Below are 25,097 nucleotides of genomic sequence, written 5' to 3'. Positions count from 1 at the left end.
GCCGGGTGACTGAGCAATCCCGCTATGGCGACGATGTCGGCGTCGTGACCGTGACCTACTTCTCCGAGGACACCATCGAGCGGTTCCTCGACACCCTCGAGAAGGCCACCGAACGCGAGGTCAAGGTGGTCGTCGCGGACAACGCGTCCGTCGAGGGTGCCCTCGAGCGGGCCACCGCCAACCGGAAGAACGTCCAGCTGCTCAGCATCGGGGAGAACGTCGGCTACGGGACCGCCGCCAACCGGGGCGTCGCCGAGCTCGACGACTCCTACGGCTGGGTCGTCGTCGTCAACCCGGACCTCGAATGGGAGCCCGGGTCGCTCGATGCGCTGCTCGAGGTCACCCGGCGGTGGCCGCGCGGGGGTGCCTTCGGGCCGCTGATCCACGATCTCGACGGCACCGTCTACCCCTCGGCGCGGCTGCTGCCGTCCTTCGGGCGCGGGATCGGGCACGCCGTCTTCGCGAAGGTCTGGCCCGGCAACCCCTGGACCAAGCAGTACCGGCAGGAGAGCGGCACGCCGGTCGAGCGCGTCTCGGGCTGGCTGTCCGGCTCGTGCCAGCTGTTCCGCCGGGAGGCGTTCGACTCCGTCGGCGGCTTCGACACGCGGTACTTCATGTACTTCGAGGACGTCGACCTCGGCGACCGGCTGGCGAAGGCGGGCTGGCTGAACGTCTACGCGCCGTCCTCGCGGGTCACGCACGAAGGCGGGCACTCGACGTCGCAGGCGTCGAAGAAGATGCTCGCGGCCCACCACGCCAGCGCCTACCGCTACCTCGCCGACCGCCACCAGGGGCTCGCCTGGAAGCCGGTGCTGGCCGCCGTGAAGCTCGGCCTCGCGCTGCGGCTGAAGCTGGAAACCCGCTAGATCCCGTCGAGCCGGCGCGACAGGTCGGACTTGCCCATGTTCTGCGTCACCGTCGGCACCAGGCCGGTGTCCTCCGGGCCGGGCTCCTTCAGCGGGCTCGTGACCGGCTCGGCCTGGGGACGGCGGGACAGCGGGGTCGGCATCGACATCGGCGTCGTCGGCGCGGGCGTGCTCAGCGGCGTGGTCTGCTGCGGGCGGCGGCCGCCCTGAACCTCCATCCGCCGGGTCGGCGCCGAGCCGGCCAGCGGGTGGTCGTTCTCCTCGATCAGCGACGCCGGCAGCTGCGTGGTCGTGTCGGGGTCGCGGCTGCGGTCGAGCCCGTCGATCTGCGCTCGCGGGATCTGCTGGGTGTTCGACGAGTCCATCGGTGACGTCGCGCTGTCGGGTGTCACGACGAACACACCGCGCGCTTGGGCTCGTGCGAGCAGGGCGTCCGCCCGATCGCGGGGGTCCATCCCCTCGGCCTCCCGACTGACCCGGGGCCCTCTGGGGAAAGGCCCGCCTGTTTCCTGTCTAGGGTAGGCCCTCCGGGCGACCTCCGTCAGGGTTTCCCGCGGCTTGTCGCTCAGCGGTGCGTGATACAAGAGGAGATTTCCGTGACGTCCGAGGTCGAAAGCGACACCGTCGACGCCGTCGTGCTGGTCGGGGGCAAGGGCACCCGGCTGCGCCCGCTCACCCTTTCGGCGCCGAAGCCGATGCTCCCGACAGCCGGGACGCCGTACCTGAGTCACCTGTTCTCCCGCATCCGCGAGGCCGGCATCCGGCACGTCGTGCTGGGCACGAGCTACCGGGCGGAGGTCTTCGAGGAGTACTTCGGCGACGGCCGGTCGATCGGCCTCGAGCTCGAGTACGTGGTCGAGGAGGAGCCGCTCGACACGGCGGGCGCCATCCGGAACGTCTACGACAAGCTGCGCGCCGAGCAGGTGATCGTCTTCAACGGCGACATCCTCTCCGGCGCGGACCTCGGTGAGCAGCTGCGGGTGCACCGCGAATCCGGCGCCGACGTCACGCTGCACCTGCAGCGCGTGCCGGACCCGAGCCGGTTCGGGTCGGTGCCGACCGACGAGACCGGGCGCGTGCAGGCGTTCCTCGAGAAGACACCGAACCCGCCCACCGACCAGATCAACGCCGGCTGCTACGTCTTCCGCCGCCCGGTGATCGAGGCCATCCCGACCGGGCGGCGGGTGTCGGTCGAGCGCGAGACGTTCCCGCAGCTGCTGGAGCAGGGCGCGCACATCCAGGGGTTCATCGATGCGTCCTACTGGCTGGACGTCGGCACGCCGGAAGCGTTCGTGCGCGGATCGGCCGACCTCGTGCGGGGCCTGGCGCCGACGTCGGCGCTGCCCGGCCGCCCCGGCGACTTCCTGGTGCTCGACGGCGCGTCGGTGGCCGAGGACGCCCAGCTGAGCGGCGGTTCGACGATCGGCGTCGCCGCCGTGGTCGGCTCGGGCGCGAAGATCGACGGCTCGGTGCTGTTCGACGGCGCGGCCGTCTCCGAGGGCGCGATCGTCGAGCGTTCGGTGCTCGGGCACGGCGCCCGCGTCGGCGCCGGCGCGGTGCTGCGCGGCGTGGTGCTGGGCGACGGCGTGTCCGTCGGGGCCGGGTGTGAGCTCCTGGAAGGCGCCCGCGTCTGGCCGGACGTCGTCCTGCCCGACGGATCCATCCGCTTCTCGAGCGACGCGTAGCCGATGTTCTGGCGTCCCGCGTTCGAGGTCGACCTGGGCCGGGTCCTGGGTCCGCTGAAGCGCGGCCGCGGGTCGCTCAACATCCTCACCGACGAGCGCGGCATCACCTGGCTCGCGTCGAACACCCCGGACGGCCCCGGAACGCTGGCGCTGCGCCGTCTTCCGGACGGCCGCATCGAGGCGGCGGCCTGGGGGGACGGGGCCGACCGGCTGCTCAGCGGCGTCCCGGCGCTGCTCGGCGCGAACGACGACGACTCCGGCTTCGTCGCGCACCACGACGTCGTCGCGCGGGCTCGCCGGGCCAACCCGGGACTGCGGCTCGGGGCGACCGGGGTGGTGTGGGACTGGCTGGTGCTCGCCGTGCTGGAGCAGAAGGTGACCGGCAAGGAAGCGATCCGGTCGTGGGCCGAGCTGTGCCGGCGGTTCGGCTCGCGCCCGCCGGGACCGGGGCCCGAGCGGCTGCGCGTGCCGCCGACGCCGGCGGCCCTGCGGGCCCTGCCGGACTGGCACTGGCACCGCGCGGGCGTCGACATCAAGCGCCGCACGGCCCTGGTCAACGCGGCTCGCGTGGCGCACCACCTGGAGCGGGCGGTCGAGCTGCGCGGGCTCGAGGGACGGCACTGGCTGCGCCAGGTCCCCGGCATCGGCGTGTGGACGGCGGCGGAGATCGCCCAGCGCGCGTGGGGTGACCCGGACGCGGTGAGCTTCGGCGACTACAACATCCCGTCGATGGTCGGGAGCGCCCTGCTGGGCACGAAACTCGACGACGCGGGGATGGCGGAGGTGCTGGCGCCGTACGCGCCGCAGCGGCAGCGGGCGGTGCGGTACCTCGAGGCGGCCGGGCACACGCGGCCACGGTTCGGGCCGCGGATCGAGCTGCGCGACTACCGCGCGATGTGAGGGCTGCCGCGGCTTGGGGTTACTGCTGCGGGGGATAGCCGCCCGGCGGGGGCGGGGGCGGGTACGGCGGCTGCTGGCCCGGGAAGCCTGGGGGCGGCGGCGGGTATCCGGGCTGCTGCGGGTAGCCCGGGTACTGCGGCGGGTACGGCGGCTGCTTCGGCTTGCTCGCCTTGACGACGATCAGCACGACCGCGGCGATGCCCGCGAGGAACAGCAGGATGATCAGGAGCGACAGCACACTCAACACGGTCAGCTCTCCCCCTCGTCGAGCGCGGCGCGGACGATCGACAGCGCTTCGGCGTCGTCGAGGCCGAGCTTACGGGTGGTCTTCGCGTACTCGGCCGCGGCCTGCTGGGCGCGGCGGCGGCTCTGGTCGCCCGCCGCCGCGACGAAGCTGCCCGCGCGGCCGCGGGTCTCGATCAGTCCCGCCTCCTCGAGCTCGCGGTACGCCCTCGCCACCGTGTTCGGGGCGATGCCCAGGTCGGCCGCGAGCCGGCGGACCGTGGGCAGCTTCGTGCCCACGGCCAGGCTCCGGTCGTTGATCCGCGCCGCGAGCCCGGACCGGACCTGCTCGAACGGCGGGACCGGTGAGCTGCTGTCGAAGGGGACGATCACCAGCTCTGCGGACCCGCTCCCGGGCCCGGCATCGGCTGCTGCCCCGGGTACGGGCCCTGCGGCGCGTACTGCTGCTGCGGCATCGGCTGCGACGGCGGATAGCCGGGCTGCTGCGGCATCGGCTGCGACGGCGGGAACCCCTGCTGTGCAGGCGCAAACCCCGGCTGCGCAGGCGGGAACCCCTGCTGTGCAGGCGCAAACCCCGGCTGCGCAGGCGGGAACCCTTGCTGCGCAGGAGCGAAACCTTGCTGTGGCGGGTTTCCCGGCCCGAAGCCCTGCTGGGGCGGCGGCGGGAAACCCGGGTTCGGCGGGAACTGCCCGCCGTTCTTCATCGCCTCTTCGCGGCGCATCTTCGCCACCCGCACCGCCACCACGATCACGAACACGATGATCGCCAGGATCAGCAAACCGACGACGATGTAACCGAACACCCCGTCGCCGCCGCCACCGCCGGAGTGGTAATGCACCCGCTCGGGGAACTGCGTAGCCATGTGGTCCCTCCCTGTCCGCGGTCCAGGTTAGTGCCCGGCACCGACAGGAACGGCCGCTTTCACCAGATCGGCGAGATCCTCCGAGCCGGCCGGGAGCGCGTCCGCCGGCCACCACCGGAGGTCGTCGGACTCGGCACTGCGCACCGGCTCCGCCCCGGGGGGCGCGTGCACCGCGAACCGGACGTCGAAGTGCCGGGTCGGCACCCCGAGCGAGCACGTGATCGGGTGGACGTCGAGGTGCACCGGCTCCGGGGAAAGCCGCAGCCCGTCGATGCCCGACTCCTCGGTGGCCTCCCGCAGCGCGGCCCCGGCCAGTGACGCGTCCGAAGGCTCGCAGTGGCCGCCGAGCTGCAGCCACCGCCCGACCCGCGGGTGCAGGGTCAGCAGCACCCGCGTGCCGGTGTGGTCCAGAACCACCGCCGACGCCGTCAGGTGCCCGGCCGCGCAGGACCGCTGGCAACTGTCCTCCCGCGCGGCCAGGTACCCGAGGAACGCCTGGCGCAGCGACTCCTGGGAAGCGGCCGCAGGCCGCCACGACTCCAGCGTCGCGACGGCGTCCGCGTGCAGGCTCACAGCTCCAGCAGTCCTTCCCCGGCCAGGGCCGGCCCACGCGGGTCCGGCTCGGTGAGCGGCACCCCGATGGCGACCGAGCCGAGCGGCTGCCAGCGTTCGTCCAGCCCCAGGACGTCGCGGACGACGTCGGCGGCGAAGATCGTCGACCCGATCCAGCACGAACCCAGGCCTTCCGCGGCCAGCGCGACCAGCAGGCCCTGCACCGCGGCGCCGCCGGCGACGGTGAACATCGTCTTCTCGCACTCGTTGCGGCGGTCGTCGCGGTAGGTGTGCGCGCCGTCCGGCACCAGGAACGGGATGACGACTTCCGGAGCCCGGTACAGGATGTCGCCCCGGCTGAGCCGCTTCGCGATCTGCTCCGGCGTGAAATCGTCGCCGGTCAGGTCGGCCTGCCACGACTCGCGCATCGCGTCGAGCAGCTTCTTCCGGACGCCGGCGTCGCGCAGCCAGACGAACCGCACGGGGTGCGTGTGGTGCGGCGCGGGCGCGGTCAGCGCCGAGCCGACGGCCCGCCGGATCGAGGTGGGCGAGACCGGCTCGTCGGCGAACTGCCGCACCGAACGCCGGGCCGGGACGGCTTCGCGCCTGCCCTGGGCGATGGCTTCGTTCGTGCCCAGCCGGAAGAGGTCCTCCTCCAGCGGGCGGACCAGGTCCCGCGCCGTCGAACCGTCGTCCTCGAGGAACAGCCCGCGCACGACCGCGGCCGGCGTCCCGCCCAGCTTGCCCTTGACCAGGTCGGCGGCCGCGGCGAGCTCGTCGGCGACGGCGACCTCGGTGACGGCGAGCTCGTTGCCCTGCCCGTCGACCGTCCCGCGGTAGGCGTGCAGCACGCGCAGCCCGGACGAACCGATGGCGGCGTCGGTCTGCCCGACCCGCCAGGCCCGCCCCATGGTGTCGGTCACGACGACGGCGACCTCGACGCCGAGCCGCTCCCGCAGCCCGTTGCGCAGCGCCAGCGCCGAGGCGTCCGGGTCGGCGGGCAGCAGAGCGACCTCGTCACCGGCCACATTGGACGCGTCGATCCCGGACGCGGCCTGCACGATGCCGAGCGGGTTCTGGGTGATCACCGTCCGCCCGATCCGCGCGACGATCCGCACGGCCTCCTGCTCGACGAGCTTCCGGCGCTCGGCGTCGCGGGCTTCGGGGTCCGAAGGCACCTTCACGAGCCTGCCTTCGGCCTTCGAGACGATCTTGCTGGTCACGACCAGGACGTCACCCGAGCGCAGCCACGGCGCGGCGGCCACGATCGCGCCGGTCAGGTCGTCGCCCGGCCGGAACTCGGGCAGCCCGGTGACGGGGAGGATCTCCAGCTTCGGGGAAGCGTGGTCAGCGGTGTTGGTCAACGGGGGCTCCAGCCAGGTCGAGGGCGGCGCGGGCCATCGCCGCGGTCGCGTCCACATCGGACATCAGCAGCGGCACGTCGCGGACGGTCACGCCCGGCACGTCCGCCGGTTCGCCTTCCGCGATCAGCCAGCCGTCGAGCACGCCGCCGTCCTTGCGCGCGCCGTAGTGCCGGCCCACCGCCTCCGCGGACGTCTCGACGCCGATCGCGGTCAGGCACGCGTCGGCCATCCCGCGCAGCGCCTTGCCGCCGATGATCGGCGACACCCCGACGACGCCGGCAGACGTCTTGCGCAACGCGTCCCGGACCCCCGGCACGCCCAGCACGGTGCCCACCGAGACGACCGGGTTCGACGGCGCGAACAGCACCGCGTCGGCCCCGGAGATCGCCTCCAGGACGCCCGGCGCGGGCTTGGCCTCGTCGTTGCCGACCGCGACGATCGAGTGCGCCTTCGGCTCGGCGCGGTAGCGCACCCACCACTCCTGGAAGTGGACGGCCTTCTGCTGGCCGTCCTGCTCCGGGTCGTCGATCACGACGTGCGTCTCGACGCGGTCGTCGGACATCGGCAGCAGCCGGACGCCGGGCTGCCAGCGGTCGCACAGGGCTTCGGTCACCGCCGACAGCGGGTAGCCCGCGCGCAGCATCCGCGACCGGATCAGGTGGGTGGCGATGTCCTTGTCGCCGAGGCCGAACCAGGTCGGCTCGGCGCCGTAGGCGGCCAGCTCCTCCTTGACGACCCACGTCTCGCCCGAGTGCCCCCAGCCGCGTTCTTCGTCGATCCCGCCACCCAGGGTGTACATGCAGGTGTCCAGGTCGGGACAGATCCGCAACCCGTGCATCCAGACGTCGTCGCCGGTGTTCACCAGCGCCGTCACCTCGTGCGGCGAGTCCGCCGACCCTTCGGCGGGCATACCCAACGCCGCCTTGACACCCAGCAGGAAACGGGCCCCGCCCACTCCACCGACCACTACCACGATCTTCACGACGTCGAATCCTCGCACGAGCCGGGTGCGGGCACCCAGTACCGGTATCTGTGGTGCGGGGCGTAGCCGAGCCCCGCGTAGAGCGCGAGCGCGCCCGAGTTCCCCTCCGCCACCTGCAACACCGCGCGGTCCGCCCCGTGTTCCGCGCCCCAGGCCCCCACGGCGCCCATCAGCGCCGACGCCAGCCCGCGGCGGCGGAAGGCGGGGGCGACCTCGAGCCGCCCGACGTGCAGCCAGTCGTCGACCAGGGCCGCGCGGACGACGCCGGCGGTGCGGCCGTCGACCTCCGCGATCCCGTAGCCGATCTTCCCGCCGGCCAGGACCTGCCGCGCGGCGGGGGAGTCCTCGCCCGGGCGCAGCACGAGTTCCCACCATCCGGGCACCGGCTCGTCCGGCACCCTCACGGGAAAGCGCCCACCCGGGGGTGGCACTTCCACGGGAAAGTGCCGGTTGCCGAGGGGTGCGGTGAGGACGGCCACCTCGTGGCCGGCGCCGTGCCCGGTGGCCGGGACCCACCCCGCGGTGGCGATGGCGTGCTCGTTCGGGCTGTCCCGGACCACCTGGACCATGGGGGCGATCCCCCTATCGTGGGCGAAGTCACACGCCGCGCGCAGGGCGTCGCCGACCGGTCGGCCGGGGTCGCCGACGGCAAGTGCGCTGTTCGCGCGGCCGGTGAACCCGTCCGCCCAGCGCAGACACCACTCACCTAGGGGTTCCTCGACCAGTGGCGGCCATGCTCTGCTGCAGGTGGTTTCGAGCCTTTCTCGGGCGTTCACCGCTAGATTGTGACCGAGGCGGTGAAAGTCGCGGAGCGGATTTCGGCAGGAGGTGACCGTGGGTATCCAGCGCAAGGACGAGCGGCACAACGAGAAGCTCGTCGACGAGATCGCCGAGGGGTTCAACCGAGCCGTGGGGGAGAAGAAGCCCGAAAGTGACCCAGACGAAGCGCCCAAGCCGCGCTTCGTCATCACCGGCGACGCCCGGGCCACCCCGGCCCCGCGCCGCCGGCCGGGGTGAGCGCCATACCCGGAGTATGGCTAAGGCTTGCCTCACCGACCGAACGGGTGCCCGAACCGCGTAGTGTCGGCCCCGACTGGCTGTTTGCAGAGAAAAGCAGGAGTACGCAGTGACCTACGTGATCGCCGAGCCCTGCGTCGACGTGCTCGACAAGGCGTGTATCGACGAGTGCCCCGTGGACTGCATCTACGAGGGCGAGCGGATGCTGTACATCCACCCGGACGAGTGTGTCGACTGCGGCGCCTGCGAACCGGTCTGCCCGGTCGAGGCGATCTACTACGAGGACGACGTCCCGGACAACTGGTCGGACTACACCAAGGCGAACGTCGACTTCTTCGACGAGCTGGGCTCGCCCGGCGGTGCGTCCAAGGTCGGCAAGACGGCCCACGACCCGGCCTTCATCAAGGCGCTGCCCCCGCAGGGCGAATGAGCCCGGTCGCGCTGCCCGACTTCCCCTGGGATTCGCTCGCCGAGGTCAGGGCCACGGCGCAGGCGCATCCCGGCGGGGTCGTCGACCTCTCCATCGGCACCCCGGTCGACCCGGTCCCGGTCAAGATCCGGGAGGCGCTCGCGTCGGTCTCGGAGATCCCCGGGTACCCGACCACGCACGGCATCCCGGCCCTGCGGGAAGCCGCCCGCGCGGCGCTCTCGCGGCGGCACGGGGTGGACGGCATCGAGCCGGACGCCGTGCTGCCGACGATCGGGTCCAAGGAGGCCGTGGCCTGGCTGCCGCGGCTGCTCGGCTTCGGGCCCGGCGACGTCGTCGTCATCCCGGAGCTGGCGTACCCGACGTACGAGGTCGGCGCGCTGCTGGCGGGCGCGTCCATCCTGCGGACCGACGGCCTGACCGCGCTCGGCCCGCAGAAGCCGGCGATGATCTGGCTGAACTCGCCGTCCAACCCGACCGGCCAGGTGCTGCCGGTCGAACACTTGCGCAAGGTCGTCGAGTGGGCGCGCGAGCGTGACGTCGTCGTGGTCTCCGACGAGTGCTACCTGGCGCTCGGCTGGGAGACCGACCCGCTGTCGGTGCTGCACCCGGACGTCTGCGACGGCCGGACCGACGGGCTGATCGGGGTGCACTCGCTGTCGAAGTCGGCCAACCTGGCCAGCTACCGCGCCGGGTTCCTGACCGGTGACCCCCGCCTGATCGCGCGGTTGCTGGAGGTCCGCAAGCACGCGGGCATGATCGTGCCGCGCCCGGTCCAGGAAGCGATGGTCGCCGCCCTGACCGACGACGAGGCACTGGCCGCCCAGCGCGAGCGCTACGCCCGCCGTCGGCTGGTTCTGCGGAAGGCGTTGCTGGACAACGGCTTCCGCGTCGACCACTCCGAAGCCGGGCTCTACCTCTGGGTCACCCGTGACGAAGCCGCCACCGCGACGGTCCAGTGGCTGGCCGAGCGCGGGATCCTGGTCGCGCCCGGCACGTTCTACGGCCCTAAGGGCGGCCGGCACGTCCGAGTCGCGCTGACCGCGACGGACGAGCGCGTCGACGCCGCCGTGGAGCGGCTCACTCAGTAGTCGCGGCCGGTGAGGCCCCGGTAGACGAACCGGGTGAGCAACTCGACGGCTTCTTCGTCGGTCGGCGGGGTCCAGCCCGCGGGCGAGCCGTGCAGCCACGTCGCCGCGAACGAGTCGACGAGGTTGTACATCAGCATGCCGCAGCGGCCGGGGTCCGCCGGCAGCCGCAGGCCGGCGCGGGTGATGTGGGCGAGGTGGTCGTCAAGGTCGGCCGCCTGGGACGCCCCGAACTGCGCCACCGTGCGCGCGAACGACTCGCTGACCATCGCCGCCTGGCGCAGGGCCAGCATGGTCGCGGCGTTGTCCCGGTAGAAGTCCCAGTACTGCTTGACGTGCCAGCGCACGGCCGCGGGGTCGCTGAAGTCGGTCAGGTGGCCCTCGCGGTGCGCGCTCTCGTCGCCGGACGCCCCGATGTCGGCCAGGAGCGCTTCGAGCAACTCCTCCTTGCTCGCGAAGTGGTTGTAGAACGACCCCGCGGCCCGGCCCGCTTCGGCGGTGATGTCCGTGATCTTCGTGTTCAGGTAGCCCTTCCGGGCGAAAACGCGCTTGGCCGCGGCCTTGAGCGCGCTCTCGGTCTCCGTGGCCTTCTCCTTGCGGCTCGTCGCCGTCATCGCCACCTCCCTTGACACGGGACGCTAGCAGCGCCATTCTGAATTAAGATTCACTGAATTTGAATTCACCAGGAGGGTGACATGGACACACGGGTGCTGATCGCGGGGGCGGGACCGACCGGGCTGACCCTGGCCATCGAGCTGGCGCGGCGCGACGTCGCCGTGCGGATCATCGACAAGGCGGAGACGTTTTTCATGGGCTCACGCGGCGACGGCATGCAGCCGCGCACGCTGGAGGTCTTCGAGGACCTCGGCGTGCTCGACGCGGTGCTGGCGGCGGGGGCCGCGCCGGTCCCGATGAAGATCCACGTCGGCGGCGAGGTGGCCGGCGAGCGGATGATGTTCGACCCCGTGGAGCCGACGCCGGACAAGCCGTACCCGACCGGCTGGTTCCTCGGCCAGTCGCAGACCGAGGGCATCCTGCGCGACCGGCTGGCGGAGTTCGGCGTGCACGTCGAGCTCGCGACCGCGCTGACCGCCTTCGAGCAGGACGCCGACGGCGTCACAGCCACCCTGAGCACCGGCGAGACCATCCGTGCCGCGTACCTGGCCGGGGCCGACGGCGGCAAGAGCTTCGTGCGCAAGGCGCTGGGGATCCCGTTCGAGGGGAGCACCGACGAGTCGATCCGGATGCTGCTCGGCGACGTCCACGCCGAGGGCCTCGACCGCGGCTTCGGGCACTGGTTCGGCGCGCCGGACGACCCGATGCGCGGCATGATGTTCAGCCCGCTGCCGGGTACGCCGTGGTTCCAGTTCGCCTCGGCGCTCGGCGATGGCGACGTCGAGGCCGAGACGGCGCTGCCGGCGATCCAGGCCCGGCTCGACGCGCTCTCCGGCGGCGGGATCACGCTGTCGGATCTGGCCTGGTCGACGGTGTGGCGGCCGAACGTCCGGCTGGCGGCGAAGTTCCGCGAGGGCCGGGTCTTCCTGGCCGGCGACGCCGCGCACGTCCACCCGCCGACCGGCGGCCAGGGACTCAACACCGGCGTCCAGGACGGCTACAACCTCGGCTGGAAGCTCGCCGACGGCGCACCGGAGCTGCTCGACAGCTACGATGCCGAACGGCGGACCGTCGCGGCCCGCGTGCTCGGGGTTTCGACCGCGCTGATGCAGAAGTACGTCGACGGGGACGAGGACGCGCACGAGCGCGGCGAGGACACCCGGCAGCTGGACATCAGCTACCGCGGCGGCCCGCTGTCGCCGGCCGGAACCGGTGCGCTGCAGCCGGGCGACCGCGCCCCGGACGCACCCCTGCTCGACGCGAACGGCAAGCGCGTCCGGCTGTTCGAGCTGTTCCGCGGCCCGCACGCGACGGAACTGGTCTTCGGCGACGGCGCGGTGGGTGAGAACGGCTACCGGATCCTGCCGGCGGGCAGCGTCGCGACGGGCCCGGACCTGGTCGACGACGGCGGCCACGCGTACGCGGCTTACGAGGCGGACGGTGGGCGGCGGGTGCTGATTCGCCCGGACGGGTACGTGTGGTCGATGACCTGAACGGTCAGGCGTGGAGGGCTTTGGCGGCGGTGTCCACCGCTTCCCAAGCTCCCCGCCAGGCCGCGGACAGGGCGCGGACCGCCTTGGCCAGCCTGCGCCGCGGCTTCGCCAGTCCGGCGATCAGGTCGTGCGGCTCGTCGGGCACCTCGGCGGACGAGCGCGTCAGCAGGCTGACCTCGCGCAGCAGGGTCGAATACCGCGCGCTGGACAGCCGCCGCTTCGCCGTGGCGCGCTCGCTGACGAACTTCGACACCAGACGGCGGCCGGCGGCCTGGTCGCGGACCTCGAAGCCGGCGATGACCTCGCGCAGGTGCCCGATCAGGACGTCGTAGTCGCGCACCTCGCCGGGCGACTGGCCGAGCCAGCCCAGCTCCGCGCGCACCGGCTCGGCGCCGTCGCCGACCAGCCTCCCGGACAGCTTCAGCACGCTGCGCATCCGCCGCAGGGCGACGCGCATCTGGTGCAGGTCTCACCCCCTGAATGGTGAGTGACCGGAACAATCCCGCCTGAAGCCGTGAATGCCACCTTCACGGACTTCGAAGCTGTGAAGGTGGCATTCACGGACTTTGGACTCAGACGTGGGCGGACTCAGTCGTTGGCGTGCAGCGCCGCGTTGAGCTCGACGCCGGAGCCGGTCCGCGGCACGACCTCGACCGCGCCCGTCGCCGAGTTGCGCCGGAAGACCGCGCCCGAGATGCCGTTGAGCTCGCGGGCCTTGACGACCTTGCCCTCGACGACGACCTTCGTGCCCGCCGTGACGTACAGCCCCGCCTCGACGACCGTGTCGTCGCCCAGCGAGATCCCGACGCCGCCGTTCGCGCCGATCAGGCAGCGCTCGCCGAGGGAGATCGTCTCCTTGCCGCCGCCCGAGAGCGTGCCCATGATCGACGCGCCGCCGCCGACGTCCGAGCCGTCGCCGACGACCACGCCGGCCGAGATCCGGCCCTCGACCATCGACGCGCCGAGCGTGCCGGCGTTGAAGTTGACGAACCCTTCGTGCATCACGGTCGTGCCGGCCGCCAGGTGCGCGCCGAGCCGGACGCGGTCGGCGTCGCCGATCCGGACCCCGGACGGCAGGACGTAGTCGACCATCCGCGGGAACTTGTCGACGCTGTAAACGGTCACCGCGCCGCGCGAGCGCAGCCGCAGCCGGGTCGTCTCGAAGCCCTCGACCGGGCACGGGCCGTGGTTGGTCCACACGACGTTGGCCAGCAGGCCGAAGATGCCGTCGAGGTTCTGGCCGTGCGGGCGGACCAGCCGGTGCGAGAGCAGGTGCAGCCGCAGGTAGAGGTCGTGCGTGTCGGCCGGGGCGTCGGCGAGCTTGCCGATCGTGGTGCGCACGGCGACGACCTCGACCCCGCGGTCGGTGTCCGGGCCGAGCAGCGCCGCGGCGGCCTCGCCGAGCAGCTCGGTGGCCTCGGCCGCGCTCAGGCGCTCGGTGCCGGCGGTGCCGCCGTCAGTCAGCTTGGGGTGCGGGTACCAGGTGTCGAGGACCGTCCCGTCGGTCGCGACGGTGGCCAGCCCGACGCCGCTGGCGCCGGTCGTTTCGGGGTTCGGGCTCTGCTCGCTCACGGCCTTCACCGTAGTGGAGTGACGCGGATCAACCACTCGTGGGCCGCGCGTCTACCTGCTTCTTCAGGCCCGAGAGCGCGGCGGCGATGTCGACCAGCGCCTGCGAGCAGGGGCCGCCCGCGGCCGGGACGGTGGTGCAGCCCGCGCCGCGGAACTCCCCGACGGCCTGCTCCACCCGGCCGGCTTCGGTGACCAGCTGCGGGTCGCGGTCGTTCGCGCGCTTGCGGGCCGCGCCCGGCACGTTGGCGACCTCCGTGACGTACTTCTCACAGCCCTTCGGCAGCTGGGTGCGCGGGCTCGCGTAGCACTGGTCCACGGTCAGCGCGGCCAGCTTCGTCGGGAGCGCGTCCGGGCCGGGCTCGCCGGCCTGCCGCTTGGGGGCCGGCCCGGCTTCGTTCCCGCAGCCGGACAGGACCAGGACCAGCAACGCGCCGCCCACGGCGACCGGAAACCTACGCACACCCCCACGGTAGCGTGCGGGGCATGAGCCTGGACCTGCACGCCGACCCGGTGGACCTGACCGCGGCGCTGGTGGACGTCTTCAGCGTGTCCGGCGCCGAGGCCGAGCTCGCGACCGCGGTGCAGGACGCGTTGCGGGCGCAGGCGCCGCACCTCGAGGTCGTCCGCAACGGCGACGCCGTCCTCGCGCGGACGAACCTCGGCCGCGAAGCGCGGGTCGTGCTCGCCGGGCACCTGGACACCGTGCCGGAGAACGGCAACCTCCCTTCCCGGCGCGAAGGCACCGGCGACGAAGAGATCCTGCACGGCCTCGGCACGGTCGACATGAAGGGCGGTGACGCGGTTTTCCTGCACCTCGCCGCGACGCTGCCGGAGCCGAAGCACGACGTCACCTTCGTCTTCTACGACAACGAAGAGGTCGAAGCGGTCAAGAACGGCCTCGGCCGGATCGAGCGCGAGCTGCCGGAGTGGCTGGCCGGTGACCTGGCGATCGTCGGCGAGCCGTCGAACGGCGTGATCGAAGCCGGCTGCCAGGGCACCATGCGCGTCGAACTGCGCTGCACCGGGACGCGCGCGCACACCGCGCGGGCGTGGATGGGGGAGAACGCGATCCACGCGCTCGCCGAGCCGCTGCGGCGGCTGGCGGAGTACTCGCCGCGGACCGTCGACATCGACGGGCTGACCTACCGCGAAGGCCTCCAGGCGACTTCGATCGGCGGCGGGGTGGCGGGCAACGTCGTCCCGGACGAAGCGGTGCTGACGGTGAACCACCGCTTCGCCCCGGACCGCGACGCTGCGGCGGCCGAGCGGCACCTGCGCGAGGTGTTCGACGGTTTCGAGCTGTCCGTTGTGGACCTCTCGCCGGGCGCGCTGCCGGGCCTGTCCGCCCCCGCGGCGGCGGAACTGGTGGCGGCGGCGGGCGGCCGCGCGGCGGCGAAGCTGGGCTGGACCGACGTCGCCCGGTTCGCGGCGCGGGGCATGCCGGCGGTGAACTTCGGCCCGGGCGACCCGACGCTGGCGCACACGAAGCAGGAGAACGTCCGGGCCGCCGAGATCCGCCAGGTCACCGACGTGCTCCGCAAGTTCCTGACCTGAGTCCCAGCGCCCGTTTGTGGCTGTCGTCACACTCGGGTGTGCTGAACTGCGGTGACGCTGCGCTACCGGGACTCACCGCAACTTTTCCCGGCCGCGGTCCGTATGTCCTGGTGAAACCGCGCACCCGGGGAGGACCCATGCCGAAAACCGCGAGACGGGCCGCGGCCGTCGCCGTGCTCGCCCTGGCGGTGTGCGGGGCCGTGGCCGGCTGTGAGCAGCAGCCCGTCGCCGCGCCGGCGGCCGGTCCGATCGTCACGGACATCGGTGACGCCACCTCGGTCCCGCCGCCGCCGGCCGAGCGGGAGCCCGTGGTGCCGGCCGCGCCCGTCGAGGTCGCCATCACCTTCCCGCGGACCGGGTCCGGCCAGTGGATGTTCACCCCGGGCAACGACGAAGTGGCCGGGAGCCGCGGCAGGCTGCTGCGCTACCGGATCGCTGTGGAGACCGACATCGACGGCGTCGGGCCCGCCGACTTCGCCCGCCGCATCCGGGCCATCCTCGGCGACCCGCGGGGCTGGACCGCCGGCGGTCAATGGCGGCTGCAGCAGGTCGGCCCGGCCGACAGCGCCGACTTCACGATCTACCTGGCGACGCCGGCCAGCCGAGACAAGCTGTGCGGCGGCACGCCGGACAGCTACACCTCCTGCCGCAACGGCAGCAACGTCGTGCTCAACGTCGCCCGCTGGGCCAACGCCGTGCCGAACTACGGCGCGCCGCTGGAGGTCTACCGGCAGTACATGGTGACCCACGAGACCGGGCACCGGCTGGGCCAGGGCCACGAGCTGTGCCCCGGCGCGGGACGACCGGCGCCGGTGATGGAGCAGCAGACGCTGGGGCTGCACGGCTGCGTCCCGAACCCGTGGCCGTTCCCGGACGGCCGCGCGTACGCGGGCCCGCCGGGCGAGTACGACGACCCGATCCCGGCGGGCGACTCCTGAGCGCTTACCGGCCCTGCAGGGACTTGACGTTGTTCCCGAACGTCCAGCCCTTCGAGCCGTCCCAGTTGATCGACCAGTCCATCAGGCCCTTCAGGCCCGGAACCGAGCGCCACGCCTGGGAAACCAGGCTCGGCGACAGGTACCCGCCGCCCGCACCCGGCTGGGCGGGCAGGCCGGGGACCTGCTTGTCGTAGGGCACGCGGATCGTCGTGCCCTGCACGACCAGGCCCTGGTTCAGGCACTGCGTCTGCACGGTGAAGCCCTGCACGGTCCCGGCCTGGTACGAGTCGCCGGAGCAGCCGTACATGCTTCCGTTGTAGTACTGCATGTTCAGCCACCACAGCCGGCCGTTGTCCGCGTACTTCTTGACGATCGGCAGGTACGCGCCCCAGATCGAGCCGTAGGTGATGCTGCCGCCGGTCACGTACGCGGTTTCGGGCGCCATCGTCAGCCCGAAGTTCGACGGCATCCGCGCGAGCACGCCGTCGATGATGCGGATCAGGTTCGACTGCGACGCCGAGAGCGTCTTGATGTTCCCGCTGCCGGTGAGCCCGGTCTCGATGTCGATGTCGATCCCGTCGAAGTTGTACTGCTGCAGGATCGGCACGACCGTGGCGACGAACCGGTCGGCCACCGCGGACGACGACAGGTCGATCCCGGCGGCCGCGCCGCCGATCGACAGCAGGATCGTGGCCCCCGCGGCCTTCGCCGCGCACATCTCGGCGGGCGTGGACACCTTGACGCCGGCGTCCATCCCGTTCTCCCACAGCACGGTCCCGTCGGACCGGATCACCGGGAAGGCGGCGTTGACGACGTTGTAGCCGTGCTGCGCCATGCGGCTGTCGGTGATCGGCACCCAGCCCATCCCGGGGTGCACGCCGTTCGCGGCGCCGTCCCAGTTCTCCCAGTACCCCTGGAGGACCTTGCCCGCGGGCCGGGATTTCACCGCGCACGTGTCGGCTTGCACCGCCCCCTGCGCGGGGGCCGGCACGAGCAGCGGGACGGCCAAGACCGCGGCCAGAAGGGTTCCGAACCAGCGGGTTCTGCGACCGGACATACCGGCTCCCATCGTCGTTGAGGCGAACGCGGCGTGTCCGTCCAACATAAGTGGCGCCGGGAAGGGGTGACTACCTACGATCGGGTGGTCTAGACAAATTGCCGGGGGCGGCACTTCCCCCTGGAAGTGCCGCCCCCGGGACTCAGACGGTCAGCGTCCAGGAGGACAGGTAACCGGTGTCGGCCGGGCCGACGTCGCGCAGCCGCAGCTGCCAGGCCCCGTTCGCGGCCTCGGAAGAGGCGTTGACGGTGTAGGTGGTGTCGAGGTTCGGCGTCGAGTCGCTGCTGGAGTTCTTCAGCCGGTACGCCGTGCCGTCCGGGGCGACGAGGTCGAGGACCAGGTCACCGCGGTAGGTGTGGGTGATGTGCACCTCGACCTTCGTGGTGCCGGACGCGTTGCGGGCGCAGCCGCCGACGGTCGCCGTGCTGTTCACCGCGGCACCCGGGTAGTCCGGGATGTCCAGCCGCGTGGAGTTGCTCACCGGGGCGCAGGAAGACGTTCCGACACCGAGCGAGAACGACGCCGTGTGGTCGACGCTCGCGCCGTCCGCGGTCACCGTGATCGGGAAGGTGCCGTTCGGAGTCGACGCGGAAGTCGTGATGGTCAGCGTCGAGGAACCGCCGGACTGCACGGTCGCCGGGCTGAACGACGCCGTCGCACCCGCGGGCAGGCCGGACGCCGACAGGGAGATCGACTGGGCCGAGCCGGACGTCGTCGCGGTGTTCACGGCGACCTGGAGCGACTGTCCGGGTTGGACGGTCCCGGCGGTGGGGTTCAGCGCGACGGAGAAGTCGTTGCCCTGCGTCGTCGCGACGGCCAGCTTCCAGAGCGCGTACCCGATCGCGTCGGAGTTCTTCTCCAGCGGCGCGTCCGGGATGTTGGAGATCGTGTCGCAGGCGCGGTGGTAGCAGTTGTCGAACGGCGAACCCGCGGTGCCGCCCCACTTCTGGGCCTGCGCCGAGCTCTTGATGTCGCCGGCGCCGGTGGCCAGGCCGCCGACCGGGATGCCCGCGCTCTTGAAGGACGCGTGGTCGGAGCGGCCGTCGCCTTCGCTGTCGCCCTCGGTCTGGATGCCGATCGAGGAGAAGTACTCGTCGAAGATCGCCTTGACCGACGCGACGTCGTCGTAGACGAAGTAGCCCCAGTTCTTGGAGCCGATCATGTCGAAGTTGAGGTAGGTCTTGATCTTCGTGCGCTCGCTGCTCGGCAGGTTGTTGACGTAGTACTTGGAGCCGACCAGGCCGGACTCCTCGTCGGCCCACCAGCCGAAGCGGACGCGCTTGGCCATCGCCGGGTTGGTGCGGGCGAGCGTCAGTGCCGTCTCGAGGATCGACGCGCTGCCGGAGCCGTTGTCGTTGATGCCGGGGCCGGCGCTCACGCTGTCGAGGTGCGCGCCCAGCATGATGACCTGGCTCGCGTCACCCTGCGGCCATTCGGCGATGAGGTTCTGCGACTGCCCGAGGCAGCTGGTGCACGTCTGGCGCGTCGTGGTGTACCCGGCGTTCTTGAGCAGGTTCTCCACGTAGGTCACGGAAGCCGCGTAACCGGCGCCGCGCGGCGAACGTGTCCCGCCGTTGTTGTTGGCAATGGTCTGCAGCTGGTTGAGGTGGGCCTTGATGTTGGCCAGCGAGATGTCCGGCGCGGCAAGGGCCGTGGCGGTCGCGGCGGTGGCCGCGGGCGCGGTCACCACACTCAGCACGGCAGCCAGGGCGGTGACCCCGGCTCCGAGTCTTGTCTTCCACTTCATGGCGGTGAGTTCCTTCGGTGGGGGTTGGGAGAACCGCCGTGAATGCCACCTTGACGGACGTGAAGTCCCTGAAGGTGGCATTCACGGCTTGGGGGCGGGGACTACACGGTCAACGTCCAGGAGGACAGGTAACCGGTGTCGGCGGGGCCGACGTCTCGGATGCGGAGCTGCCACGCGCCGTTCGCGGCCTCGGCGGAGGCGTTCACGGTGTAGGTGGTGTTGATGTCCGGGGTGGAGCTGCTGCTGGAGTTCTTCAGCCGGTAGGCGGTGCCGTCCGGCGCGACCAGGTCGAGGACCAGGTCACCGCTGTAGGTGTGGGTGATGTGCACCTCGACCTTGGTGGCGTTCGATGCGTTGCGCGCGCAGCCCGCCACGGAGTTGGTGCTGTTGACCGCGGCACCCGGGTAGTCCGGGATGTTCAGCCGGGTCGTGTTGGTCACCGGAGCGCACGACGAAGTGGTCCCGACCGTCAGCGCGTACTGGGCCGTGTGGTCGGTGCTGGCCCCGTCGGCGGTGATGGTGATCTGGCTGGTGCCGGTCGGGGTCGACGACGTCGTCGCGATGGTCAGCGTCGAGCTGCCGCCGGAGGAGATCGTCGCCGGGCTGAACGTCGCGGTCGCGCCGGCGGGCAGGCCGGCGGCGGACAGCGTGATCGACTGCGCCGCGCCGGAGGTGATCGCGGTGCTGATCGTGGTGGTCGCCGAGCCACCCGGCTGCACGGAACCCGAAGCCGGGTTCAGCGCGACGGAGAAGTCCGGCCCGCCGCCGCTGCACGAGGTCGGCTCACCGCTGGCGGTGGGGACGGAAACGGCGTCCCACGCGGCCTTGGTGGCGTTGTACTCGGTGCAGCTGCCCGGGAAGAGCGCGATCGCGGCTTCGAGGGTCGCCTTGCGGGCGGCCTTGTGGTTCCACGACGAGGTCTTCTTCAGCAGGCCGTTGTAGAAGATCTTGCCGGCCTTCTGGATGCCGATGCCGGTGACGCTGGAGTTGTTGCAGGTCGGGCTGGCCGGCTTGCCGGCGGGCGCGGACCCCTCGGCGAGCAGGTAGAACCAGTGGTTCTGCGGGCCGGCCGCGGCGTGCACCTCGGTGCTCGGGATCGACGACGAGTAGCAGTTCGGGTCGCCGACCTTGGACGGCTGGTACATGTAGCGGATCGGACCCTGGCCGACCAGGTTGACGCCCTCGCCGACCTCGTAGTCCGGGGTGTCCTTGGCGTTGTTCGCGTACGCCTCGGTCAGCGCGCCGAAGATGTCACCGGTCGACTCGTTCATGCCGCCGTTCTCGTTGCCGGAACCGGCACCGCCCGGGGTGAACTGGAAGATGCCGTGCCCGAACTCGTGCCCGACGACGTCCATCGAGGTGGCCTGGCGCTTGTTGTCCTGGGAGTGACCGAAGTGCGTCGAGGAGCCGTTCCAGTAGGCGTTGACGTCGGACAGGCCCACCGAAGCCGGGTAGCCGGTGCCGCTGCCGTTGATGCCGTTGCGGCCGAGCCAGTCGGCGAGCATCTTCCACTCGGTCTGGACGCTGTAGAGCACGTCGACGCAGCCGGTCTCGAGGTCCGTGCCGGAGCCGTTGCCCCAGTTGTCGTCCGGTCCGCTGTAGACCGAACCGCCTTCGCGGCCGCAGCTGATGCCGGTGCGGCCCGGGTCACGCATGGTGTACGTGCTGCCGGACTGCGTCGTGTCGATGGAGACGTTGCCGACGTAGAAGCTGTTGCCGGCGCCGGCGAGGTCCACCGTGCCCGGCTGGGCCTGGCGCTTCGCTCCGGAGTCGAACGTCTTGACGTCGTCCCGCTTGTCGAGCACCGCGCCGGTCGCCGCGTCGACGAACACGTGCAGGTTGCTCGGCGCCGTGGCGGTGCGCCCGGCGACGACGACCTCGTACGCGAGCTTCGGGCTCGCCCCGCCCAGCACGACCTTCTCCGGCGTGCTCACGCTGTCCACAGTGGGCAGTTGAGCGCGCGCGGTGGCGGCGGCCTTCGCCGCGTCGACCAGCGCCTGCGTCCCGACGGTGATCGGCGCGGTCTCCGCGGCGCTGGTGCCCCGGACGCGCCCGGCGCCGTCGGCGACGACGACCGCGTCCCCGCCCACGACCCGCAGGCCCTGGTAGCTCCGCTGGTAGGCGCCGTAGAAGAGGCCACCGCCACCGGCGGTCAGGCCGACGCGCTGGAACGATTCGCCCGCGCCGCGGTGCAGTGCGTCGAGACCGGCGGCCGCGGCCTGGTCGGCCGCGCGGGCGGCCGCCGCTTCGGGTGCGGCTGGTTGTGCTTGGTGCGCTGCGCTCGCCGGGGTCACCGGTAACGCGAGCGTCATGGCGAGCCCGGCGGCGGCCGCCAAGCCCGTGCTGAAACCACGATGGGTCATCGAGGTCTTCCTTCCACGAAGGCAGAATCGAGGTCCGGTAAGGGGAAAGGGTCCTGGGTAAGGGGAAAGGCACAGACGTGTCCGGGGTGCTAACAGCAGGTATGCGTCCGGACGCATCCGAGTAAAGGATCAGCGGATCGGGGCGTCAATGCGCCGAACGGACCAACGGCGCGTTCCGGATTATCGAATCAATTCGTACAAACCCCGCCGCAGCAGGGGATTCTCGCCGTGTTCCGTGCCGGAACGACTTTCGTAGGGATTGTCGGCGACACCATCCGAACGCCGGACGATCTCGATCATCGGGATTCGTTAGTACCGCTCAGGAATCGGTTCAGTCGGCTTCCGCGCCCAGCGCGATCAGCCCGTTCCGCAGCACGTCCGCCGCTTCGGCCTGCTTCCCGGCCTCGCCGAGCAGCTCGCTCAACGGCCGCAGCGCGCGGACCAGCACCCCGCGGGCGCCCAGGCCGGTGGCGAGCTCGACGGCGGCCCGCAAGTCCTCGGCCGCTCGCCGGGCGTCGCCGCGGGCCCTGGCCAGCGACCCCAGCTGCAGCCGCAGCTCCGCGGCCAGCGCCGTGCCCGCCAGGTGCTTGTCGGCGCGGACCTGGTCGAGCAACCCGGCCGCCGTCTCCAGCCGGCCCGCCGCGAGGTACTCCGCGGCGAGCTCGACGGTGATCGCCGGGACGTCGTCCGGCCACGCCGTCTCCCGCGCCGCCCCGAGGTCGGCCAGCGCGCCTTCGACGTCACCCGACCGGCCGCGGACCCGGGCCCTGGCCAGCAGGCAGTACGCCATCGCCGGGTGCAGCGCCCGCTCCTGCATCAGGTCGTAGGCCGCGGCGACCGACGCGGCGGCGTCGGCGAACCGGTCCGCCGCCAGGTGGCTGCGGCCCACTTCGACGTGGCTGCGGGTCAGCTCCGCGAGCACCGCCGGGCGGCCCCGGGCGAGCCGCAGCGCCGAGCGGGCGTACTCGGCCGCCCGCTCCAGGTCGCCCTGGCGCAGGTGCCGCTCGGCCAGGCAGGCCCGCAGCGTCAGCAGCATCGACGGCTGCGGGTAGCCGTCACGCAGCAGCTCGGCGTGGCAGGTTTCCAGCAGGTGCACCGAATACTGCACTTCGCCCCAGGCGGTCAGCACCGCCGCGCGCAGCGGCACGACCATCGCCCGCACCGGCGGCGGCTCGCCCGCCAACGCCGTCTCGGCCTCCGCGACGTACTTCGTGCGGACGTCGCCGGTCGAGTACCCGGCCAGCCACAGCAGCGCGATGCCGGCCTGCCGCGGCCGGTCCAGGCGTTCGGCGCGGCGCCGGATCCGCTGCATCCGCGGGGTCGCGCGGCGGGCGTCGCCGGCCAGGAACCGTTCCGCCGTCTCGATCAGCTCGAGGTCCAGCTCGATCAGCTCGCGGGGGGAGCGGCCGCCGAGCAGTTCGTCGGGGTCGATGCCCAGCTGCTGGGCGAAGAACCGCAGCGCGTCCCCCGACGGCGTCCGGGCGCCGGTCTCGACCGACGACACGTACGCCGCGGAGTACTGCGGCCCGGCGAGTTCGCGCTGCGTGAGCCCGCGTTCGGTGCGCAGCTCACGCAGGCGTTCGCCGACGCTTTCGCTCACTCGGGTGCCTTCCGCCGTGGACGTCCAGGGTAAGCCGCGCGGTGGTGTCGTCCACCACCGCGCGGCCGGGATCAGCAGGCGCCGCCGTCGCTCCAGACGGCCCACGAGGTGGGCGCGCCGGGCTCGGCACCGGTCGAATACCACAGCGACGTCCACTTGTGACCGTTGTGGCCGACGACGTCGTCGGGCACGTAGGCCTTAGCGACGTCCCATTCGGTGAGCCCGTCACAGCCGGTCGGCGGGGTGCCGGTGCCGACCGTCAGCGAGAACTGCGCGGTGTGGTCGGCCTCGGTGCCGTCGCCGGTGACGGTCACCTGGCTGGTGCCTTCCGGCGTGGTCGCCGAGGTGGTGATGGTCAGCGTCGCGGTGCCGCCGGAGGAGACGCTCGCCGGGCTGAAGGTCGCCTTCGCGCCCTCGGGCAGGCCGGTCGCCTGCAGCCGGACGGTCTGGGCGTTGCCCGAGGTGATCCGGGTGGTCACCGTGGTGGTCGCGGTCTGTCCGGGTTGGATGGCCGCGGACGTCGGCGACAGCGTCAGCGAGTAGTCGTTGCCCGCGGGCGGCTGACCGCTGCACGTCGGCTCACCGCTGACCGCGGCGACGCTCACGGCGTCCCAGGCGGCCTTCGTCGCGTTGAACTCGGTGCAGCTGCCCGGGAAGAGCGCGACCGCGGCTTCCAGGGTGGCCTTGCGCGCGGCGCGGTGGTTCCACGACGACGTCTTCTTCAGCAGGCCGTTGTAGAAGATCTTGCCGGCCTTCTGGATGCCGATGCCGGTGACGGTCGAGTTGTTGCACGTCGGGCTGGCGCTGCTGCCCTGGGACAGGAGGTAGAACCAGTGGTTCTGCGGGCCCGCGGCGGCGTGCACCTCGGTGCTCGGGATCGACGTCGAGTAGCAGTTCGGGTCGCCGACCTTCGACGGGTTGTCCATGTAGCGGATCGGGCCCTGGCCGACGAGGTTCACGCCTTCGCCGACGGTGAAGTCCGGGGTGTCCTTGGGGTTGTTGGCGTAGTACTCGGTGAGTGCGCCGAAGATGTCGCCGGTGGACTCGTTGAGCCCGCCGTTCTCGTTGCCGGAGCCGGCGCCACCCGGCGTGGTCTGGAAGATGGCGTGGCCGAACTCGTGCCCGACGACGTCCATCGGCGTCGCCTGGCGGCGGTTGTCCTGCGAGTGCCCGAAGTGCGTCGAGGAACCGTCCCAGTAGGCGTTGACGTCGTTGAGGCCGACGCTCGCGCGGAAGCCGCCGCCGGCACCGTCGATGCCGTTGCGGCCGAGCCACTCGGCGAGCATCTTCCACTCGGTCTGGACGCTGTAGAGCGTGTCGACGCAGGCGGTTTCGAGGTCGGTGCCGGAGCCGTTGCCCCAGGTGTTGGTGCTCTTCGTGAAGATCGAGCCGCCTTCGCGGCCGCAGGCGATGCCGCGGCGGCCGGGGTCGGTCATGGAGTACGAGCTGCCGGAGCCGGAGGTGTCGATCGGGACGGTCCCGGCGTAGTAGGAGTTGCCGGTGCCCGCCTCACGGACGTCGTCGCGCGTGTCGAGGACGGCACCGGTCGCGCTGTCGACGAAGACGTGCAGGCGCGTCGGGGTGACGCCGTTGTGCCCGCTGACGACGACTTCGTAGGCAAGTTTCGGAGCGTCCCCGGCCAGCACGATCAGCTTCGGGCTGCTGGACTCGTCTACTGTGGACACTTTGCTGCGTGCGGTCTTCGCCGCCTGCTCGGCTTCGAGGGTGGCGTGCGTGCCGACGGTGATCGGAGCGGTGGGCGCGGCCTCGGTGCCGCGGACGCGCCCACCGCCGTCGGCGACGACGACGGCGTCCCCGCCGACGACCGGCAAGCCGTGGTAAGTGCGCTGGTAGGAGGCGTAGTAGAGCCCGCCGCCACCCGGGGTGACCCCGGTGCGGACGAAGGCCTCCCCGGCGCCCTTCGCGAGCCGATCGGCGCCGCTGAGGGCAGCCTGGTCGGCGGCGCGGGCGGCGAGCGCCTCGGGCGGGGTGGCGGCGGGAGGTGCGGGAGCGGCGGCGGCCGGGATCGCCGGCACCGCCAAGGTCAGGGTCAGGCCGGCGATCGCCGCCAGCCCTCGTGGGGATCTCATGGGGAACCTTTCCGGGGACCGTGAGGAATGTGCCCGGAGGAATAACTGGAGTTATTGCGCCGGACGCGTCCGAGTAAAGGT

25 protein-coding genes and 1 pseudogene are annotated in these 25,097 nt (G+C 72.0%); 9 read left to right on the top strand and 17 right to left on the bottom strand.

Annotated elements, in window-relative coordinates:
• The first annotated feature begins 5 nt into the window (after window positions 1–5).
• Complete coding sequence (locus AB0M80_RS00990; protein ID WP_364557051.1) at window positions 6–866, top strand: glycosyltransferase family 2 protein; 861 nt, start codon at window positions 6–8, stop codon at window positions 864–866.
• On the opposite strand, the gene AB0M80_RS00985 is transcribed toward AB0M80_RS00990, so the two are convergent.
• A complete protein-coding gene (locus tag AB0M80_RS00985) occupies window positions 863–1,321 on the bottom strand; it encodes a hypothetical protein (RefSeq protein ID WP_364557049.1) in 459 nt (152 codons plus the stop codon). The genes AB0M80_RS00990 and AB0M80_RS00985 overlap by 4 nt on opposite strands.
• Window positions 1,322–1,462: 141 nt before the next feature.
• Here AB0M80_RS00985 and AB0M80_RS00980 point away from each other — a divergent pair, with 141 nt between their 5' ends.
• Together AB0M80_RS00980 and AB0M80_RS00975 are read left to right on the top strand one after the other, a co-directional pair.
• Window positions 1,463–2,551, top strand: coding sequence for an NDP-sugar synthase (locus AB0M80_RS00980; RefSeq protein WP_364557046.1), 1,089 nt, complete (start codon window positions 1,463–1,465; stop codon window positions 2,549–2,551).
• Window positions 2,552–2,554: 3 nt separating this feature from the next.
• Window positions 2,555–3,451 (top strand): DNA-3-methyladenine glycosylase 2 family protein, encoded by an 897-nt coding sequence (locus AB0M80_RS00975; protein ID WP_364557043.1) that lies wholly within the window; start codon window positions 2,555–2,557, stop codon window positions 3,449–3,451.
• 19 nt (window positions 3,452–3,470) lie between these two features.
• On the opposite strand, the gene AB0M80_RS00970 is transcribed toward AB0M80_RS00975, so the two are convergent.
• Genes AB0M80_RS00970 through AB0M80_RS00940 form a run of 7 tightly spaced genes read right to left on the bottom strand, consistent with a single transcriptional unit; the run spans window position 3,471 to window position 8,231 of the window.
• Window positions 3,471–3,698 carry a hypothetical protein gene (locus AB0M80_RS00970; protein WP_364557040.1) on the bottom strand — a complete coding sequence of 76 codons (228 nt, stop codon included), beginning with the start codon at window positions 3,696–3,698 and terminating at the stop codon, window positions 3,471–3,473.
• 2 nt (window positions 3,699–3,700) lie between these two features.
• Window positions 3,701–4,066: a GntR family transcriptional regulator gene (locus tag AB0M80_RS00965; RefSeq protein ID WP_364557037.1), complete on the bottom strand. Its 366-nt coding sequence runs from the start codon at window positions 4,064–4,066 to the stop codon at window positions 3,701–3,703.
• Window positions 4,063–4,557: a hypothetical protein gene (locus AB0M80_RS00960; protein WP_364557034.1), complete on the bottom strand. Its 495-nt coding sequence runs from the start codon at window positions 4,555–4,557 to the stop codon at window positions 4,063–4,065. Before AB0M80_RS00960 ends, AB0M80_RS00965 begins: the two co-directional genes overlap by 4 nt.
• Window positions 4,558–4,584: 27 nt before the next feature.
• A complete protein-coding gene (locus AB0M80_RS00955) occupies window positions 4,585–5,130 on the bottom strand; it encodes an NUDIX hydrolase (protein ID WP_364557031.1) in 546 nt (181 codons plus the stop codon).
• Window positions 5,127–6,473 (bottom strand): coenzyme F420-0:L-glutamate ligase, encoded by a 1,347-nt coding sequence (locus AB0M80_RS00950; protein WP_364557028.1) that lies wholly within the window; start codon window positions 6,471–6,473, stop codon window positions 5,127–5,129. Before AB0M80_RS00950 ends, AB0M80_RS00955 begins: the two co-directional genes overlap by 4 nt.
• Window positions 6,457–7,455: a 2-phospho-L-lactate transferase gene (gene cofD / locus AB0M80_RS00945; protein WP_364557025.1), complete on the bottom strand. Its 999-nt coding sequence runs from the start codon at window positions 7,453–7,455 to the stop codon at window positions 6,457–6,459. The genes AB0M80_RS00950 and cofD overlap by 17 nt, the downstream gene beginning before the upstream one ends.
• Window positions 7,452–8,231, bottom strand: a complete 780-nt coding sequence (locus AB0M80_RS00940) for a GNAT family N-acetyltransferase (RefSeq protein ID WP_364557022.1) — start codon at window positions 8,229–8,231, stop codon at window positions 7,452–7,454. The genes cofD and AB0M80_RS00940 overlap by 4 nt, the downstream gene beginning before the upstream one ends.
• Before the next feature lie 58 nt (window positions 8,232–8,289).
• Here AB0M80_RS00940 and AB0M80_RS00935 point away from each other — a divergent pair, with 58 nt between their 5' ends.
• The 3 genes from AB0M80_RS00935 to dapC all read left to right on the top strand — a co-directional run bounded on the left by AB0M80_RS00935 (window position 8,290) and on the right by dapC (window position 9,990).
• Window positions 8,290–8,472, top strand: a complete 183-nt coding sequence (locus tag AB0M80_RS00935; protein ID WP_364557020.1) for a hypothetical protein — start codon at window positions 8,290–8,292, stop codon at window positions 8,470–8,472.
• A gap of 109 nt (window positions 8,473–8,581) precedes the next feature.
• Window positions 8,582–8,902 carry a ferredoxin gene (gene fdxA / locus AB0M80_RS00930; RefSeq protein WP_003083029.1) on the top strand — a complete coding sequence of 107 codons (321 nt, stop codon included), beginning with the start codon at window positions 8,582–8,584 and terminating at the stop codon, window positions 8,900–8,902.
• Complete coding sequence (dapC, locus tag AB0M80_RS00925; RefSeq protein WP_364557017.1) at window positions 8,899–9,990, top strand: succinyldiaminopimelate transaminase; 1,092 nt, start codon at window positions 8,899–8,901, stop codon at window positions 9,988–9,990. Before fdxA ends, dapC begins: the two co-directional genes overlap by 4 nt.
• On the opposite strand, the gene AB0M80_RS00920 is transcribed toward dapC, so the two are convergent.
• Window positions 9,984–10,601 (bottom strand): TetR/AcrR family transcriptional regulator, encoded by a 618-nt coding sequence (locus AB0M80_RS00920; RefSeq protein WP_364557015.1) that lies wholly within the window; start codon window positions 10,599–10,601, stop codon window positions 9,984–9,986. The two genes, dapC and AB0M80_RS00920, sit on opposite strands and share 7 nt — an antisense overlap.
• 81 nt (window positions 10,602–10,682) lie before the next feature.
• Between AB0M80_RS00920 and AB0M80_RS00915 the strand changes: the two genes are divergently transcribed.
• A complete protein-coding gene (locus AB0M80_RS00915) occupies window positions 10,683–12,095 on the top strand; it encodes an FAD-dependent monooxygenase (protein ID WP_364557012.1) in 1,413 nt (470 codons plus the stop codon).
• A gap of 4 nt (window positions 12,096–12,099) precedes the next feature.
• Here the strand turns inward: AB0M80_RS00915 and AB0M80_RS00910 are convergent.
• The 3 genes and pseudogenes from AB0M80_RS00910 to AB0M80_RS00900 all read right to left on the bottom strand — a co-directional run.
• A pseudogene (locus AB0M80_RS00910) lies at window positions 12,100–12,564 on the bottom strand (CHAD domain-containing protein); the annotation flags it as partial.
• Between the two features lie 119 nt (window positions 12,565–12,683).
• On the bottom strand, window positions 12,684–13,667 hold the full coding sequence (dapD, locus tag AB0M80_RS00905) for a 2,3,4,5-tetrahydropyridine-2,6-dicarboxylate N-succinyltransferase (RefSeq protein WP_364557010.1): 984 nt from the start codon (window positions 13,665–13,667) through the stop codon (window positions 12,684–12,686).
• 28 nt (window positions 13,668–13,695) lie between these two features.
• Entirely contained in the window at window positions 13,696–14,106 is a 411-nt protein-coding gene (locus AB0M80_RS00900) for a hypothetical protein (protein ID WP_364558516.1), read from the bottom strand.
• Between the two features lie 44 nt (window positions 14,107–14,150).
• On the opposite strand from AB0M80_RS00900, the gene dapE reads away from it, so the two are divergent.
• Window positions 14,151–15,221, top strand: a complete 1,071-nt coding sequence (gene dapE, locus AB0M80_RS00895) for a succinyl-diaminopimelate desuccinylase (RefSeq protein ID WP_364557008.1) — start codon at window positions 14,151–14,153, stop codon at window positions 15,219–15,221.
• Between the two features lie 137 nt (window positions 15,222–15,358).
• Entirely contained in the window at window positions 15,359–16,159 is an 801-nt protein-coding gene (locus tag AB0M80_RS00890) for a DUF3152 domain-containing protein (RefSeq protein WP_364557006.1), read from the top strand.
• Between the two features lie 4 nt (window positions 16,160–16,163).
• Here the strand turns inward: AB0M80_RS00890 and AB0M80_RS00885 are convergent, their stop codons facing one another.
• The 5 genes from AB0M80_RS00885 to AB0M80_RS00865 form a co-directional block, all read right to left on the bottom strand.
• Window positions 16,164–17,216: a chitinase gene (locus tag AB0M80_RS00885; protein WP_364557003.1), complete on the bottom strand. Its 1,053-nt coding sequence runs from the start codon at window positions 17,214–17,216 to the stop codon at window positions 16,164–16,166.
• Window positions 17,217–17,358: 142 nt separating this feature from the next.
• Window positions 17,359–18,963, bottom strand: a complete 1,605-nt coding sequence (locus AB0M80_RS00880) for a M28 family peptidase (protein WP_364557001.1) — start codon at window positions 18,961–18,963, stop codon at window positions 17,359–17,361.
• A 101-nt stretch (window positions 18,964–19,064) separates the two neighbouring features.
• Window positions 19,065–21,326, bottom strand: a complete 2,262-nt coding sequence (locus AB0M80_RS00875; RefSeq protein ID WP_364556999.1) for a M4 family metallopeptidase — start codon at window positions 21,324–21,326, stop codon at window positions 19,065–19,067.
• Window positions 21,327–21,657: 331 nt separating this feature from the next.
• Complete coding sequence (locus AB0M80_RS00870; RefSeq protein ID WP_364556996.1) at window positions 21,658–22,926, bottom strand: helix-turn-helix transcriptional regulator; 1,269 nt, start codon at window positions 22,924–22,926, stop codon at window positions 21,658–21,660.
• Between the two features lie 71 nt (window positions 22,927–22,997).
• The gene (locus AB0M80_RS00865) at window positions 22,998–25,016 is read right to left on the bottom strand and encodes a M4 family metallopeptidase (protein WP_364556993.1); all 2,019 of its coding nucleotides are present in this window, start codon (window positions 25,014–25,016) and stop codon (window positions 22,998–23,000) included.
• Window positions 25,017–25,097 lie beyond the last annotated feature (81 nt).

Source organism: Amycolatopsis sp. NPDC051045, assembly GCF_040682955.1.
Lineage (GTDB): Bacteria > Actinomycetota > Actinomycetes > Mycobacteriales > Pseudonocardiaceae > Amycolatopsis.
This window is presented reverse-complemented; position numbering and strand designations above follow the sequence as displayed.

Bases quoted from the DNA above. Each gene is read 5' to 3' on its own strand.
- AB0M80_RS00920 (WP_364557015.1), bottom strand. From the start codon at position 10,601: ATGACGGCGACGAGCCGCAAGGAGAAGGCCACGGAGACCGAGAGCGCG.
- dapE (WP_364557008.1), top strand. From the start codon at position 14,151: ATGAGCCTGGACCTGCACGCCGACCCGGTGGACCTGACCGCGGCGCTG.
- AB0M80_RS00890 (WP_364557006.1), top strand. From the start codon at position 15,359: ATGCCGAAAACCGCGAGACGGGCCGCGGCCGTCGCCGTGCTCGCCCTG.
- AB0M80_RS00915 (WP_364557012.1), top strand. From the start codon at position 10,683: ATGGACACACGGGTGCTGATCGCGGGGGCGGGACCGACCGGGCTGACC.
- AB0M80_RS00885 (WP_364557003.1), bottom strand. From the start codon at position 17,216: ATGTCCGGTCGCAGAACCCGCTGGTTCGGAACCCTTCTGGCCGCGGTC.
- AB0M80_RS00875 (WP_364556999.1), bottom strand. From the start codon at position 21,326: ATGACCCATCGTGGTTTCAGCACGGGCTTGGCGGCCGCCGCCGGGCTC.
- AB0M80_RS00880 (WP_364557001.1), bottom strand. From the start codon at position 18,963: ATGAAGTGGAAGACAAGACTCGGAGCCGGGGTCACCGCCCTGGCTGCC.
- AB0M80_RS00985 (WP_364557049.1), bottom strand. From the start codon at position 1,321: ATGGACCCCCGCGATCGGGCGGACGCCCTGCTCGCACGAGCCCAAGCG.
- AB0M80_RS00975 (WP_364557043.1), top strand. From the start codon at position 2,555: ATGTTCTGGCGTCCCGCGTTCGAGGTCGACCTGGGCCGGGTCCTGGGT.
- AB0M80_RS00960 (WP_364557034.1), bottom strand. From the start codon at position 4,557: ATGGCTACGCAGTTCCCCGAGCGGGTGCATTACCACTCCGGCGGTGGC.
- dapC (WP_364557017.1), top strand. From the start codon at position 8,899: ATGAGCCCGGTCGCGCTGCCCGACTTCCCCTGGGATTCGCTCGCCGAG.
- AB0M80_RS00865 (WP_364556993.1), bottom strand. From the start codon at position 25,016: ATGAGATCCCCACGAGGGCTGGCGGCGATCGCCGGCCTGACCCTGACC.